This is a genomic window from Desulfosarcina sp., assembly GCF_055467485.1.
Genome location: NZ_JBUOIV010000005.1, coordinates 58,359 through 74,179, shown reverse-complemented (window position 1 = coordinate 74,179; position 15,821 = coordinate 58,359). Strand labels below are relative to the sequence as shown.

General features: G+C 63.2%; 11 protein-coding genes. 9 read left to right on the top strand and 2 right to left on the bottom strand.

Annotation, left to right across the window (positions count from 1 at the left end; genetic code table 11):
* The first annotated feature begins 21 nt into the window (after positions 1-21).
* From ACZCED_RS04100 to ACZCED_RS04065, 8 genes are all read left to right on the top strand, one after another.
* Entirely contained in the window at positions 22-1,269 is a 1,248-nt protein-coding gene (locus ACZCED_RS04100; protein WP_462967627.1) for a beta-ketoacyl-[acyl-carrier-protein] synthase family protein, read from the top strand.
* Positions 1,266-2,531, top strand: a complete 1,266-nt coding sequence (locus ACZCED_RS04095) for a beta-ketoacyl-[acyl-carrier-protein] synthase family protein (RefSeq protein WP_464860260.1) — start codon at positions 1,266-1,268, stop codon at positions 2,529-2,531. Before ACZCED_RS04100 ends, ACZCED_RS04095 begins: the two co-directional genes overlap by 4 nt.
* A 1-nt stretch (position 2,532) precedes the next feature.
* Entirely contained in the window at positions 2,533-3,015 is a 483-nt protein-coding gene (locus tag ACZCED_RS04090; protein WP_462967625.1) for an acyl-CoA thioesterase, read from the top strand.
* Positions 3,012-4,517 (top strand): polyketide synthase dehydratase domain-containing protein, encoded by a 1,506-nt coding sequence (locus tag ACZCED_RS04085; RefSeq protein ID WP_462967624.1) that lies wholly within the window; start codon positions 3,012-3,014, stop codon positions 4,515-4,517. The genes ACZCED_RS04090 and ACZCED_RS04085 overlap by 4 nt, the downstream gene beginning before the upstream one ends.
* Positions 4,514-5,095, top strand: coding sequence for a glycerol-3-phosphate acyltransferase (locus ACZCED_RS04080; RefSeq protein WP_462967623.1), 582 nt, complete (start codon positions 4,514-4,516; stop codon positions 5,093-5,095). Before ACZCED_RS04085 ends, ACZCED_RS04080 begins: the two co-directional genes overlap by 4 nt.
* Before the next feature lie 477 nt (positions 5,096-5,572).
* Complete coding sequence (locus ACZCED_RS04075) at positions 5,573-6,370, top strand: glycosyltransferase (RefSeq protein ID WP_462967622.1); 798 nt, start codon at positions 5,573-5,575, stop codon at positions 6,368-6,370.
* Positions 6,371-6,422: 52 nt separating this feature from the next.
* Positions 6,423-9,455, top strand: coding sequence for a methyltransferase domain-containing protein (locus ACZCED_RS04070; protein WP_464860259.1), 3,033 nt, complete (start codon positions 6,423-6,425; stop codon positions 9,453-9,455).
* A 20-nt stretch (positions 9,456-9,475) separates the two neighbouring features.
* Entirely contained in the window at positions 9,476-10,309 is an 834-nt protein-coding gene (locus tag ACZCED_RS04065; protein ID WP_462967620.1) for a polysaccharide deacetylase family protein, read from the top strand.
* 5 nt (positions 10,310-10,314) lie between these two features.
* On the opposite strand, the gene ACZCED_RS04060 is transcribed toward ACZCED_RS04065, so the two are convergent.
* Positions 10,315-11,208, bottom strand: coding sequence for a DMT family transporter (locus tag ACZCED_RS04060; RefSeq protein ID WP_462967619.1), 894 nt, complete (start codon positions 11,206-11,208; stop codon positions 10,315-10,317).
* 10 nt (positions 11,209-11,218) lie between these two features.
* Entirely contained in the window at positions 11,219-12,268 is a 1,050-nt protein-coding gene (locus tag ACZCED_RS04055; protein WP_462967618.1) for a radical SAM protein, read from the bottom strand.
* Positions 12,269-12,429: 161 nt separating this feature from the next.
* Here ACZCED_RS04055 and ACZCED_RS04050 point away from each other — a divergent pair, with 161 nt between their 5' ends.
* Positions 12,430-15,657: an ASKHA domain-containing protein gene (locus ACZCED_RS04050; RefSeq protein ID WP_464860258.1), complete on the top strand. Its 3,228-nt coding sequence runs from the start codon at positions 12,430-12,432 to the stop codon at positions 15,655-15,657.
* The last annotated feature ends 164 nt before the right edge of the window (positions 15,658-15,821 follow it).

The window sequence follows — 15,821 nt, the reverse complement described above, 5'->3', positions numbered from 1 at the left end:
CGGCCCTGGATATATTCAACGATGCCTGACGATCCCATGGTCATTCTGGGTTATGATGCGGTCTCCCCCCTGGGTGTCGATCTCGACGACCAGTGGCAAAGGGCCCTGTCCGGCGCCAGTGGCGTGGGCCCGTTGACCCGTTTTGACCTGACGGACGACTTTCCCGTGCGCATCGCCGGCCAGGCACCGGATATCGACCACCTGCCCTACGATTTTTTAAAACCCCGTGAACTCGCGCGCTGGCCGTCGCCCATTTTCAAATACGCCCTGCTGACCGTCACCCGGGCCCTGGAAAGAAGCGGCCTCGATATCACACCGGATATCGCCCCGCGAACGGCCGTCACCTTCAGCAGCGCCGTCGGCGGCCTGGATGCACTGCTCGCTGCGGACCGCAACCTCATGGGCCTCGGAAAGCTGCCGCCGCCCTTCGTCAACCCCAACGCCTGCATCAACATGGTGGGCGGCAAGGTTTCCATGCACACCGGCGCCACGGGTCCCATCAGTGCCACGATCACGGCCTGCGCAACGGGGGTGACCTCAATGATCGTGGGCGCCATGCTGATCAACGACGGCCGGGCGGATGCAGCCATTTGCGGGGCCGTGGATTTCCCCCTGACCGAACCCATCGTGGCCGGCTTCGGCACCATGGGCGGCGCGTTCATGCCCAAAGAGGGCGAGCCCGGAGAGCCGCCGGAAGCGGCCAGCCGCCCCTTCTCGCTCAACCGCCGGGGATTTGTGGTCTCCGAAGGATCCGGCTGCATCATCATCGCCAGACGCTCCTTCGCCGACGCCCATGGCCTGGGTGCTGTCGCGGAAATCGCCGGCTGGGCCATGACCTCGGATGCCTTCCATCACGTGGCCCCGAACCTGGCCACCGTCCGCCGCTGCATTGCCCAGAGCATTGAACGCGCAGGCATCACCCCGGACCGGATCAGCGCCGTCAACGCCCATGCCGCCTCCACACGCATGGGCGACCAGGTGGAGGCCGACGCCCTGCGACAGGTATTCGGCAGCCGTGTGCCTCCGGTAACGGCCAACAAATCCATGATCGGCCATGCCATGGGCGCCGCCAGCGCCATCGAGTCGATTCTGGCTGTCGAGGGGATGCGGGCGGACATGCTGCCGCCGACCATCAATTACACGCCGGATTCGGAAATCGATCTGGATAGCGTGATCCATACCGGCCGGCGGGTCGATCAGGAATACGTGCTCAAAAATGCATTCGGGTTTGGCGGGTGCAATGCGTGTATGGTATTTAAACGACTATGAAACCACCTTTGAACCGACGGGTATACGTGGTGGGCTACGACGCCGCCACCTGCCTGGGAAATACCTTTGAGACCACCTGGCGGCGGGCCGTGAGCGGTGAAGCCGGATTCCGCCGGATCACCCGCTGTGAAACCCCTTCGCGCAGCAACGTGGTGGGTGAGATCCCGGATTGGAACCCTCGGGATCTGCCCTATATCGACAAGATGGACAGCCGCAACTGGAACGCGGACTTCGTCCTGCTGACCATGGTCCTGTGCAAACGGGCGCTGGAGCACGCCGGCCTGGAAATCGACAGCCGGACAGGCCCCAAGACCGCCTGCCTGATGGGATCGGCCTTGAACGGCACCGACGCCTACCGCATCGCCATGGGCAACTACGTCACCCACGGCCCCACCAAGGTCAGCCCCTACCTGCTGCCCAACCTGTGCGCCAACCTGCCCGCGGGCAAAGCCGGCATGATGCTGGGTTTCACCGGCCCCATTTTTTCTCCCCAGGGCGCCTGCGCCTCGGGCAACCACGCCATCGGCATCGGCGCCCGCATGATCCGCGACGGGGAATGCGACTTCGTTCTGGCCGGCGGTGTGGAAACCTGCCTGACCCCGGAGATCGTCCAGGGGTTTGCCAACATGTGGGCCACCATCAAGGTCGGCCCCAACGACCGCGCCTTCGACGACCCCACCCAGGCGTCGCGGCCCTTTTCCGTGGACCGCCGCGGCATCGTGCTGGGCGAAGGGGGCGGTGTGCTGGTGCTGGCCGCCGAGGATGCATTGAAAAATTACCACCTCACGCCCAAAGCCGAGGTTCTGGGTGTCGGCTGGACATCGGACGCCCACCATTTCACTCTGCCCAACCAGGCGACCATCGTGCGGGCCATCGCTCAGGCCATCGACGATGCCCAGATTCAGCCCGCGGACATCGGGTACATCAACGCCCACGGCACCTCCACCCAGAAAGGCGATGCCGTGGAAATCCAGAGTCTGCGCGAGGTGTTCGGCGATTCGCTGGCAACCATTCCAGTGTCGTCAAACAAATCCCAGATCGGCCACACGCTGGGTGCCGCCGCGGCCATCGAGGCGGCCCTGGCCATCGAGGGCATGCACCAGGGCATCGTCCTGCCCACGGTGAACCATCTGCCCGACCCCGCGTTCGCCGACGTGGATGTGGTGCCCAATGCGGCCCGGCGGCACGCCCATGAAGCTTTTTTGTCAAACGCCTTCGGCTTCGGCGGGACCAACTGCTGCATCGTCTTCCGGGGGGTGTGAGATGAAACCCAAGCCCTTTGTCCCGGTCCCGCTGAACGGACACCCGCAATATGTCAGGGACCGCACCAGCGATATCGTCTGGCACCGCTGCGAAACCCGCACCCTCTATGCAGACACGGACCGCTCCCAGGTGGTCTATCACGCCAACTACCTGCGCTATTTCGAATTCGGCCGGGCCTCGCTGATGCGCGATGCCGCTTACCCTTACAAAGCCGTGGAAGAGAGCGGCTATGTCTACCCCATCATCAAGGTGGACATCGACTATTTCCGTCCCCTGTATTACGACGACGCCATGTGGGTCCACACCCGGCCGTCGGTGCTGGAGCGGGTTCGGCTTCAGTTCGACTATGTGATCACCCACCAGGAATCCGGTGACATCGTCTGCAAAGGATTCACCCGTCACTGCGCAGTCAACGCATCGGGCACGCCGGTGGAGGTCGATCCCAAAACCGTCAGCCTGTGGGACATCTTCCCGAAACCGTGAAATCAAGCTCCTTTCCCATAATCGTGAATCCGCCGCCATTCTTCCGTGACCACCATGTGCACGACCGGCCGGTACTTGCGGCAGTGGAAGCCATGGAACGGCTCGCCGCGGACGCATGCAGCCGTTTACCGGAAGTTGACGGCCGCCGGCTCAAGGATATCCGCTTCGATAAATTCCTCTGTCTCGACTCGCCGGACCCGCTGCCGGCGTTCAACCGGCTGGCGGATCATGACGACGGATCCGTGCGCACCACCCTGACGACCCGCTTTCGATCTCCCGGCGGGGCGATCACCCGTACTATAGAACACGCCTCGATGGCACTGGGGGACCAATCGCCGGCTGCGGTCGAACCGCCCATGGAAACCATCGCGTGCCTGGTGGGTGTCTGCACCACCGTGGATCCGGAGCGCATCTACCGGGAAATGGTTCCCTTCGGTCCGGCCTACCGCAACATCTGCGAGCCGCTGCTGATTTCAGCAGACGGCGCCCTGGCCCGGGTGCGTTCGCCCCGGCCGGCCGATCCGCGCCGTGATCTTTACCTGGGATCCCCGTACGTGCTGGATGCAGCCTTTCATGCCGCCTGCGTCTGGTGTCAGCGGTTCCATGGCATCGTGGCCTTTCCCGTGTCCATGGACCGGCGCACGATCGTCAAGGCCACCCGGCTGGACGAGGTCTATACGGCCCGCGTGGTGCCGGTGCAGACCGGCCAGGCCCTCTTCGTCTTCGACATCTTCATCTATGACGACGCCGGCAGGCTGCATGAAGCCGTGAAGGGCCTCCACATGCGGGACGTCAGCGGCGGCCGCAGCCAGCCACCGCAGGGATTCAGGCTGCCGACCGGTGCCGACCCCCTCGCCCCGCTTCGTCGACGCCTCTCGGGAATGGTCCTGCTGGAGCGGGACGCCGTGGCACGGTTTGCCGCCACCGCGCTTTCCGAAAACGAGAAGCGGCGACTGGCGCCCATGGCCCCGGACCGGGCCCGGGGGTACCTGTCCGCCCGGCTGGCCCTCAAGCGGCTCAGCCGATTGCTTTCGGGCGACGGCGACAGCCGACCATCCGGTGAGATCGAAACCGTTGCCGAAAACGGCCAATCCCCGCAATGCCCGCTGGCTGACGGGACCCACACCGATTGTTCCGTCTCCCATGACCGGCGCTTTACCATTGCCGTGTCCGCCGGCCAGCCGGTGGGCGTCGATGTGGAGCCGCTGTCGCAAAAGCCGCTCCAGGCGATGCACCTGTACATGGACACCGATGAGCAGGCCATGGTGGGCCGCGCACCCTTTGGCCGGGCGGAAGGCGCCATGCGGGTCTGGAGTGCCAAGGAAGCGGCAGCCAAGGCCCTTGACATCGAACTCGCTGATTCATGGGAGCGCACCCGTGTGATCGGCGTGAACCCGGAATCCAGCCTGCTGGAGATTGACGGCGGAAAACTGCAGACCGCCATGCATGCGACCATCGAGGGTCACCTGTTCACCGTGCTGGCCGTGGATGGACGGTCATGACCGATTGGGCGACATTCATTTTTATGCTTGTCGCTGCCTATGTGGCCGGTTCGATCAATTTTTCCATCCTGGCCTTTCGCTTCTCTGGCCGCGAAGATCCGCGCCATCACGGCAGCGGCAACCCCGGCGCCACCAATGTCTATCGACAGGCCGGCATTGGCTGGGCAGCGGCGGTCCTGCTGCTGGATGTGGGACGGGCGGTCCTCACGGCCCTTGCAGCCGAGGCGCTCGTGCCCTCCTGGCAGGTGCCATGGGTGGGTGTGGGCCTGATCCTGGGCAACCGGTTTCCCTGTTTTCACCGGTTCAAGGGGGGCAAGGGGGTGGCCAACTACCTGGGGTTCACCGCCGTCGTCGCCCCGCTTTGGGCCGCCCTGGGTGTCCTGGCCTGGGGCGCGGCACACCTGGTCTGGCACACGCCGTTTCTCTCATCCTTTGCCATGGTTGGCGTTCTGGCCGCCGGAACGGCGATTGCCGGGGCAGGAAATTGGAGGGGTGGGATCGGCGCCGTGGTGACCGCCTTGTTCATCGTGGCATGCCACCACCGCAACATCAGGGAGCGATGGGGGGGGAAGGGGTAGCCGATAACGCGCCATGAGCCGGGTCATGCCCTGGAAAACGGCCCAGCGAAGGAAAATCCGGCTGTATTTGGCACCGGCAAGGTACATGCCCAGCAAAAACACCAGGTGGGAAAGCCCATAGGCCACCGGGCCGCCGACCACCACGATGGCGGCGTTGCCATAGTGAACGGCCGCGACACCCAAAAGGCCAATCAGGGGCCAACTGATGACATAGCTGAAGGCGATGGCCGTCACACCGCAAATCACCCTCAGGTCGGGCCGCCGGCGAAAGGCGCTCAGGTCTGCACCCTCGGCAATGGCCGATTGCACAAACCGGACGCGGGTAAGCCGGGTGACCAACTTTTTCATCTGTGTTTCAAAGGGGCCCACGATGCGGCGGCTGCTCCTTTAAGTATTTGTATATGAGCGCTTGAACGTATACATTGGTGACCGCCGGATCAAGCAAATAGTGCATCATACGATAGAACGGACCCGCTGATGGGTGGGATGACCGCCGGGTTGGCGGTCGCTAACCGACTGACTTCAGGGCGTATAAAACAAGTGTTCAACCAGGCGCAAGCAGACCCGTCGCTGGAACCGATCTGGAACCGCATCGACCGGATATACTGCATCTCGCTGGCGGACCGGACGGATCGGAAGGCCAGCGCCCAGGATCAGTTTGCCCGTGTCGGGCTGGCCGGCAAGGTAATTTTCCATATCGCCCGGCCTCACCCCACCGACTGTGAGCAGGGGATTTTCGAATCCCACCAGGCCTGCCTCAACATGGGTCTGGATGCCGGCGCCCGGCACATCCTCGTTTTTGAAGACGATGTTGTCTTTGGAAAGATCGACAGGGTTCGCTTGGAAAAAAGCATTGATTTTTTTTTACATACAGAGGCCTGTAAAATTCTTTTTCTAGGCTGCCTGGTCAGCGGAAGCCGGGGCACGGGAACACCAGGCATAAGAAGTATACAATACCGGTGCCTGGCCCACGCCTACCTGATCAAACCGTCACTGGCCGGACGCATTGCCGAAGCCCCGTGGCAGCTGATTCCCTATGACATCATGCTGCAGAACAGGATCGACAGCCCATTTGTCCTCTACCCGGCGATCGCCTTTCAAAGCAATTCGCCGTCGGACAACACGCGCCACCGCACCCTGGATGTCATCCGGCGCCTATTCGGCGGGCTTCGTTTCATCCAGACGGTCAATGAACGCTACCACCGCTTTCGATATGCGGTCATTGCCGCCCACCTGCTGGTAATCGGTGCGGCACTGGTGTGGATGCTGGCCTGATGCAAACTCGACGCTTTATCGCAATCCGGTCCGAAAGGGGTGGACGATCTCGATGCGACTGAAAGCACCCATCAACATACTGGCACTGCTGGCGGTAATCATTGCCGGCACGGCCGTGTTCCTGATCGCCTTCAAGCGGATCGCCATCGATACGGACATTGCGCGGTCCCTGCCCACGAGTGACCCGGTCATCGCCGACGGCATCCACATCTTCGAAAAAAACCCCATCAAGGACCAGATCGCCATCGATATCGGTTCGGCCGGCGCAGACATGACAACCTTGCTGGCTGCCGCAGACACGGTCGAAGCCCGCCTGTCGCAAAGCGATCTGTTTGCGCAGGCGGGCAGCAGCCCCGTGCAGCAGGGTCTGACCGATCTGGCAGACCAGGTCATCCGGCGCCTGCCGGTGCTGTTCACCGCCGGGGAACTGCAGCATCAGGTGGCCCCGCTGTTATCCGACGAAGCGATCCGGCTGGCCTTGACCCGGGTCCGGGATGAACTCTACCAGATGGACGGCATCGGTCAGGCATCTTCCATGGCCGCCGACCCGTTGGGCCTGCGCCACATCGTCCTGGCCCGGCTGGCATCCCTGAATCCCGCCCCCGGCGCGACCATCCACCATGGCCGCATACGCTCCGCCGACCAGCACCACCTGCTTATCCTGGCCACCCCGGCCGGATCCGGCACGGACACGACCGTGGCCCGGTCCCTGACCCGCTTCTTCCAGGAACTGCAAACGGATTTGGAGCGGGAATTCGGCAGGGGCGTCGCCCTGACAGCCAGTGGTGCGTTCAGCGTCGCCCTGGACAACGAGTCCATCATCAAGCGTGACGTGCACCGCGCCGTCCTGTGGGCCACGGTGGGCATCGGCGTGCTGCTGCTGGCCGCCTTTTCCAATCCCCTGGCGGGATTCATGGCGCTGCTTCCGGCCCTTGCCGGAACGGTCATGGCCTTTTTCGTCTTCTCTCTGGTCCATGACAGCATCTCCATCATGGTGCTGGGCTTCGGCGGTGCGATCATCTCCATCACGGTCGACCATGGCATCGCCTATATGCTTTTCGTGGACAGCGGCGGCCAAAACGGCAAGGAGCAGGCCTCCCGGGAGATCCGGGCCGTCGGGCTGCTGGCGGTGCTCACCTCCATCGGCGCCTTCAGCGTCCTGGCCTTCAGCGGGTTTACCGTCTTCGAACAGCTGGGACAGTTCACGGCCATGGGCATCGGGTTTTCCTTCCTCTTCGTGCACAGCGTGCTCCCCCGGATCCTGCACGGCCACCCGCGGGCGGCCACGACCGCCAGGCGGCCGCTGTCCAGGCTGGTGAACCGTCTGGCGTCGACCGGCAAATCCGGACTGGCGCTATGCCTGCTGACGGCGGCGGTGCTGGCCGTTTTCATCCGGCCCCATTTCAACACCGAGCTGAAGGCCATGAACAGCGTCAGCCGGGAGACGCGGGCGGCCGATGAATTGATGACCCGCGTCTGGGGTGACATCTTTTCCAGTGTCTACCTGATGACCGAGGCCGACGACCTGGCTGCGCTGCAGGAAAAAAATGACCGGCTGCTGGCCCACCTGGACACCGAAGTCCATGCCGGCAGCATCGAAAAGGCGGTGACGCCGTCCCTGTTCTTCCCGGGCAGCACCGTAAGGTCCGAAAATTTCGCGGCATGGCGGCAGTTCTGGACGGATGCACGCATCCGGGAGGTATCCAGGCAGCTTATCCGCGAGGGCGAACCGCTTGGATTCACTTACAGCGCCTTTGCCCCGTTTCTGGACATGCTTGCCGGCGCCCCCCCCGACGCCACCGGCATCCCGGAACAGGTACTGCCCATATTGGGCATCTCGAAAGACAAAACCGATGGCGTCTGGCGCCAGGTCACCCGGATCAACCCCGGCAGGCTGTTCGACAGCCAGCGCTTCTACAACCGCATGTCCGACATTGGTGCCGTGTTCGATCCCGACCTTTTTGCTCAACGCATGGGTCAGCTGCTGTTCGGCACGTTCATGAAAATGCTGCTGATCATCGGGGTCAGCCTGATCCTGCTGCTGGCGATCTTTTTCGTCGACGCGGGACTGCTGGCCACTGCCCTGTTGCCGCTGGCCTTCGCCTTTGTCTGCACACTGGGCACACTGGGCATCATGGGCCGCCCGTTGGACATCCCGGCATTGATGCTGTCAGTGATCATCCTGGGGATGGGCGTGGATTACACGCTGTTCATGGTGCGGGGCTACCAGCGCTACCAGCGCTTCGACCATCCCCATTTTTCGGTGGTCAGGACGGCGATCGTCATGGCGGCCGCTTCGACACTGGTCGGTTTTGCCGTATTGCTGGGCGCCGACCACAACCTGTTGAAAAGCGCCGGCTTGATCTCCTTTTTCGGTATCGCCTACTGCCTGGCCGGGTCCCTGCTCATCCTGCCGCCGCTGTTGAAAAGACGATTCGAAGCCGCCCCAGCGGACACCGACAGCATCTGCTGGCGCTATCGCAACATGGAGCCCTACCCCCGGTTGTTTGCACGCTTCAAACTGCGCTTCGACTCGCTGTTCAGCGAACTGGACCCGCTTTTGCCGGAGGGAAATCAGGCGGCCAATATTCTCGATGTGGGCTGCGGCTACGGCGTACCTGCCTGCTGGCTGGCCAATCGATTCCCCGGGGCAACCATCCACGGCATCGAACCGGATGCGGACCGGGTGCGGGTGGCGTCCCTGGCCCTCGGTGAGCGGGGCCGCATTCACCAGGGAATGGCCCCGGATCTTCCGCGCACGGACGTGTTGATCGACCTGGCGGTCATGCTGGACATGAGCCACTACCTGCAGGACTGGGAGCTGGAAAAAAACCTGGAGCGCATCCACGAGCGCCTGCTTCCCGGCGGCCGCCTGATCATGCGGTCGGTCATGCCGCCTTCTGCCCGGCCCCATTGGACCTGGCACCTGGAGCGGTTTAAACTCAGGATCAGCGGCGTGAAAACCTGGTATCGGAACAAGGATAGGATAAGCGCCATCCTCGACAAATGCGAGTTCGAAGTCCATTCCAGCCTGACCTCGGGCACGCGCGGGGACATGCACTGGCACGTGGCCAGGCCCAGGTGACAGCCGTTCACAAGGCAGCGATGACAACTTCACCAACGCCCGTCAACCCGACCCGCCCAAGCCGGCTGCATTTTTCCATGGCTGAACGCACCGGCCTGCTGGCCTTTGCCGCGGCTGGCCTTCTGGGAACCGTCGATCTGCGCCTGGCCACGGTGCCCCTGACCCTTTTCCTGATGCTTTGCGCCGTGGCGCCGTTTCTTCCCGGGGCCGGCTTCTTTTTTCCCGTGATCAGCCGCGGAAAAACGGGCAAGGCGGTGATCGCCCTGACCTTCGACGATGGACCGGACCCGTCCACCACCCCGCTGCTGCTGGATATTCTGGCCGAATGGCAGGTCCCGGCCACCTTTTTCGTCACCGGTCGTCGGGTGACACAATACCCCCGGCTGATCCGGCAAATCGTCTCCCGGGGCCACGCGGTGGGCAATCACTCCTTTCATCACGACCGCTATCGCATGTTCTGGCAAACGGCCCTGCTTGAGCGTGAAATCGCCGACACCCAGGCGGCGCTGTCGCGACTGGGCATCGTCCCTCTTGCCTTCCGGCCGCCGGTGGGCATCACCTCGCCGTCCATGGGCAAGGTGGTGAGCGCAAACGGACTTTACGTGGTGAACTTCAGTTGCCGGGCGTTCGACCGGGGCAACCGGCGCATCGCCAACCTGGCGGAAAGAATCCTCGCCAGGGTCAGACCGGACGACATCGTACTGATGCACGATTCCGATGCCGGCAATCCGGAGCGGATCAGGCAGTGGATGGGTGAAATAGAAAAGCTGTTGGCGGGTCTCTCCAAAAAAGGGTTGACGGCCGTCCCCCTTGACCAGCTCACCGGCCGGCCGGTGATGCGCATGGACCGGTAGAAACCTCAGCGCCCTTTTCGGAGGGTCAGCACCACATTGGCCCCGAATATCATCAACGCGCCGATCCATCCGGTCGGCCCCAACGACGGCTCGGCCGCCAGCCATGGGCCCAGCAGGGCAGCCAGCAGGATTCGCGTGGACGAGATGACGCCTCCCTCCACGGCGGTGACATAGCGGAAACCCAGGGTGATCAGAAACTGGCCGGCAATCCCCGCCCCGCCGCACAGGGCCAGGTAGTAGAGCTCGCGGCCGTCGGGCCAGAAGATGTGCTGTCTGAAAAAAAGGAACATCAGCACCGATCCCAGTCCGAACATATAGAACAGCACAGTGTTGGCATCGTGGTGCTGCCGGCTGATGTTCAGGTAGAGGATGGCCGCGGCGGCGCTGATTCCCGAGCCAACCCCCCATAGGCTCTGGACGCCCATTCCCATGCGGCCCGGCTGAAGGATCAGCCACACCCCGGCAACGGCCACCACCACCATCGCCAGGGCAACCGGATCCCGCTGGTGACGCAGCAGCACCCAGGAGAGGATGGCCACGAAGATGGGATAGGTCATGTTCAAAATATTGGCCTCGGCCACCGAGGTGTAACGCACGGCCTGGTAGAAACAGTACACGGCGATGCAGTTGCCCAGGGTTCTGCCGATCAGCAGGTGGTAGCGCTTGGGCGCTGGCCCCTGCCGCCTGAAGGCCATGATCGTGCAAACGACGATAAAGCCCAACAGAAAACGGAAAAACGCGTAAAATGCGGAATCGATGGTCACCACATCCCGGGACCAGCGGATCACCACCGTTGAGAAGTAGAAGCAGAAGGCCGACGCAAAAACGGCCAGGCATCCGAAAAGGCCGAGGATTGCCGACGGTGGGTTTGGCAGGGTCGAAGGGGATGTCTCGGTCATGGTCAGCCCGTCAGGGGGCTTTCGGGCAGTTTCGCCAGCACATGGGATCCGATGCCAGGTAATCGCCGGTGATCTGGTAGGCGGCACCCCGGCAGCCGTAGCAGCCGTCTGCCTGATCGCAGCTGGCGCAGGACCCTTTGATCGTGTGGCGGTGATTTTTCAGGTCCCTGAGCACCGGGCTGTTTTCAATGATCGTCTTCAGCGGCTGCTCCCGAACGTTGCCCAGGGAGAGGGTCACGCCCACGCAGGGCATCACGTCCCCCTTTGAAGTCACCAGGCAGGAAAACTGGTGGCGCAGGCAGCGGTTGCCCACCAGCGGCGGCTGGATGTCCCAGGTCCGGCCGTATCGCGACGCATCGATGGCTGCCAACTCCTCGAACAGCCGCTGCAGGGTGTGGGGGTCCACGTCCAGCCAGGGGTTCTCCAGTGCATTGGCCTGGGGCGTGATGATCTCGAAATAAGGGGCGATGCCCTGGTCCCGCAGCCAACACCACAACCGGGGAAGTTCCTCCAGGTTCTGCCGGCAGATGATGGTACTGGCGGCCAGGAAGGCTTCCTCGGACGGATAGCCCGCCTGTTTGAGATGGTCCAGGGCCTTGGCGATGATCCGACCGGCCCCCGGCTTGCCCGACAACCGGTCCTGCAGTTCGGCGTCGAAGGTGTTCATCTTCATCACCACCCGCACCTGACGGTCGAACAGCCATCCGGCGAAGTCGGCGGTGATGCCGCTGCCGTTGGTGAACATCTCCACATCCATGCCCTGGTCCTGAATGAAGGCGATCATCTCACGGATGTGCGGGTAGATGCTGGGCTCACCGCCCAGGATGATGATCCGCCGGGAACCCAGCGATTTGGCCTGCAGGATGATATCACGGATTTCAGCGGCGGTCAGTTCGCCGTCAAAATAGCTCTCCTCGGGAACATAGCAGTACGGGCAGCGGAAATTGCAGCGCAGGCTGAATTCGATTTCCATGGTCAGCAGACGGTTTTCGGCCGCTGCACGGGCAATGGTCGCCCTGTCGAACTCAAAATCACATAACCGGCTGGTACAGCATTCCATGAATGGATCCTTTTTAAATTGACGCCTGGTCCGGTGACCGGCGAAACGCTATTAGCTATTCAAATTATCCGGCCCTGTCAAGCCAACACATGCGGGAATGGCTTGACCCAAGCTAAGCGCTGTACTAACTGGTGTCCAATTAGAAAGGAACGACATCGACGATGACACCACCCAGTCCAGAAAAGGACGCCATTGCCCTGATGATGGAACGCCTGCTGTCCGGCCCGGCCCGGCCGGGCCAGGCGTATTGCATGCCCGGCTGCAACTATGACGGCCTCTATCGGATGGCCCGGCGGATCAAGGCCAGTTTCGACAGCCAAAAGGACGAAAACGCACCGGTCTGCCTCTGCTCCGATGACCGCGCCGTGATGGCGGCCGCCCTTCTGGCCTCGCTGGCCGGCGGGCCGGAGCTGCTGCTGCCCCATACCCTGTCGGCAACCGCCCTTCTCGAGATGCACCAGCTGACCGGTTTCTCCCGGGCCATTGCAGCGTCCGGCGATCTTCTGCCGGCCGGGGCGACGGTCATCGATCCAGCCATGCTGACGGATGAAGTCGAGGCCCTGGCATCCGGAGACGAACCCGATGCCGACCGGACCTGGGTCCACCTGTTCACCGGCGGATCCACCGGCGTTCCGCGCCTCTGGTCCAAGACGCCGCGCAATCTGCTGGGCGAAGTGGACTATATCGTCAAGCGCTATGGGATCGGCACCAACGACCGCATCCTGGCCAGCGTCCCGGCCCTGCACATTTACGGACTGCTCTATTCCCTGCTGGCCCCCCTGGCGGCATCGGCCCGGGTCGTGGCGCAAACCCCGTCCTTTCCCGAAGAGATCAAGCAACAGATGGCCGCCGCGTCGCCCACCATTTTCGTCAGCGTACCGGTTCACTACCGGGCGCTCAGGGAAAAACCGCCGGAGAAAGGCGCCCTGCGGCTGGCTTTTTCCTCGGCCGGCCCGTTGGCGGAGGCCGACGGATCGGCATTTTCCAAGGCAACGGGCGTGGAACTGGTGGAGATCTACGGCTCCACGGAAACCGGCGGCATCGCCACCCGCAACCGATCAACAGGCGAAGAAGGCTTCACGCCGTACAACTGCATCCAGTGGCGCGTGGCCGGCGACCGTCTGGATGTCCGTTCGGACTTTCTCTCCCGGGAGCTGCCGGTGCGCAGCAGCGGCTGGTTTACGGTTTCGGACCGGGTCAAGGCCCATGAACGCGACGCTTTTGTGGTCACCGGACGCGCGGACCATATCGTCAAGGTGGGGGGCAACCGGGTGGATCTGGATAAGGTTCGCCGGGCTATCATGGATGTAGACGGCGTCGATGACGCCCTGGTCCTGGCCAACCCGGTCGAGACCGGCCGGGATCAGGAGGTCATTGCCCTGGTGGTGGGCAGCGCTTCCGACGGCCACATCAGGGCCTCGTTGGACCATGTGCTGGAGCCCCATGAGAAACCCCGCCGGATCCGCATGGTCGACCAGATCCCGATGGCGGCCACGGGAAAGATCGATCGCCGCGCCATTGAGAAGATGGCCGCCACCCCATCGATAACGTTCGAGCCGGCCGGGCTGAACATGCCCGTGGACCCGAACAAGACCCTCCAGGAGCTGGCTGCCGAGCACGGCATCGACATCCGGACCGACTGCGGCGGCATGGGTGTCTGCGGCAAGTGCCTCGTCCTGGTCCACCCCCAAGCCAATTTTTCTTCACCCACCCAGGCGGAGCTGGATGTGCTCACACCGGACCAGATGGCCGATGGATCGCGGCTGGCCTGCCAGGCCCGGGCCACCGGCAAGGGATCGGTCACCATTCCCGACACCCTGGCCGAAAGCTCCGAAACACGGGGCAAAACCGGCATCGCCGGCAGCTATCCGGTGGATGCCATGACCCGGCGCCTGACCGCAGACGGGCGTTCGCCGGGCATGAAAACAGACAACACCCCGGAAAGCCTGCTGGACTGGCTGGCTGCACAGGTCGGCGAACCGATCGCATCGGGTGCCGATATCGCTTCCTTGCGGCAGCTGAGCAAATACCGCGACAGCCTGAACGCCTTTACCCTGGTGGTGCACGAAGAGACCGGCCTGCGCCGCATCCTGGCAGGCAGGCAGATCGCCAGCCTCGGGTTCGCCGTGGACCTGGGCACCACCTCGGTGGCCGGCTACCTGTGCGATCTGAAGACCGGCACGCTGCTGGCTGCCGACGCCTGCATCAATCCTCAACGGCGCTTCGGCGAGGACGTGATCAGCCGCATCAGCCGCATCAACGAAAAGGATGCGCACCTGGATCAGCTTCAGCGGCTGGCCGCCGAAGCCGTCAATTTTCTCATGACCCGCTGCCTCGCGCAGGTCGGCGCCACCGTTGACGACATCGATGAGGTGGGCGTGTGCGGCAACACAACCATGCAACAGGTTTTTGCCGGGCTTCATCCCTATGGATTGGGGGTCTTCCCCTATTTTCCCCTGACACTGCACCCGCCGCTGTTCAGCGCCGGTGACCTGGGGCTGGCCGTCGATCCGGCCGTGCCGGTGTTTCTCATGCCTGTCGTATCGGGTTTTGTGGGTGGAGACACCATGGCCGCCATTCTGGCGGACCGGCCCCACGAACGCGACGAGGTCACCCTTCTCGTGGATATCGGCACCAACGGCGAAGTGGTGCTGGGCAACCGTGACCGGTTGTGGGCCACCAGCTGCGCCACCGGCCCGGCCCTGGAGGGTGCCCAGATCTCCTGCGGCATGCGCGCGGTATCCGGTGCCATCCATCGCGCATGGCCGGATGAGAAACACCGGCGCATCGACTATGAAGTGCTGGGCAACGAGGGTAAAAACAGGCCCATGGGTATTTGCGGCTCGGGCATCATCGATGCCGTCGCGGCGATGCGGCAGATCGGGGCCATCCTGCCCAACGGCCGGCTGGATGAAACCATCGCCGGCGTGGTGTCCGATGAAAAGGGTATCGGACGGCATTACCCCATCGCCGGCGGCAAACAAAGCGCCACCGGCAGCGATATTTCCGTCACCCTCAAAGACGTTCGCCAGATACAGCTGGCCAAGGGGGCGCTGTCGACCGGCATCGAGTTTCTCATGCGCCGGGCCGGGATCGAGAGAATCGACCGCACCGTCCTCACCGGCGCCTTCGGGGCCCGCTTCAACTGGAAAAACGCGCTGGCCATCGGCATGCTGCCGCCGGTGGTTGCCGAAGGAGAAGTGATCCCCAAAGACAACCTGGCCGGCGTGGGTGTGGTCATGGCCCTTCTGGACAAAAAAATGAGATCGGAAGCCCGCACCCTGTGCCGGCGCATCCGCTACCTGGAGCTGGCCTCGGAACCTGACTTCGCCATGGCTTTTGCCCGGGCCACGTCGTTTCCACCGACTGCAGAAAGGGCTGATGGTTGACAGGGGAAAGGCCAGGGGCGAGGCCGAAGGCGAATTCATCGTTTTGAATTATAGCGACGTGCCGGTGGTCATGGCAGCAAATGGAATCCGGACGGCTTCCCGGTTGGACAAAAAGGGGAAGACGCGTCGACACCGCTTGTGAACCCGCCCCGCGGCAAGCCGCA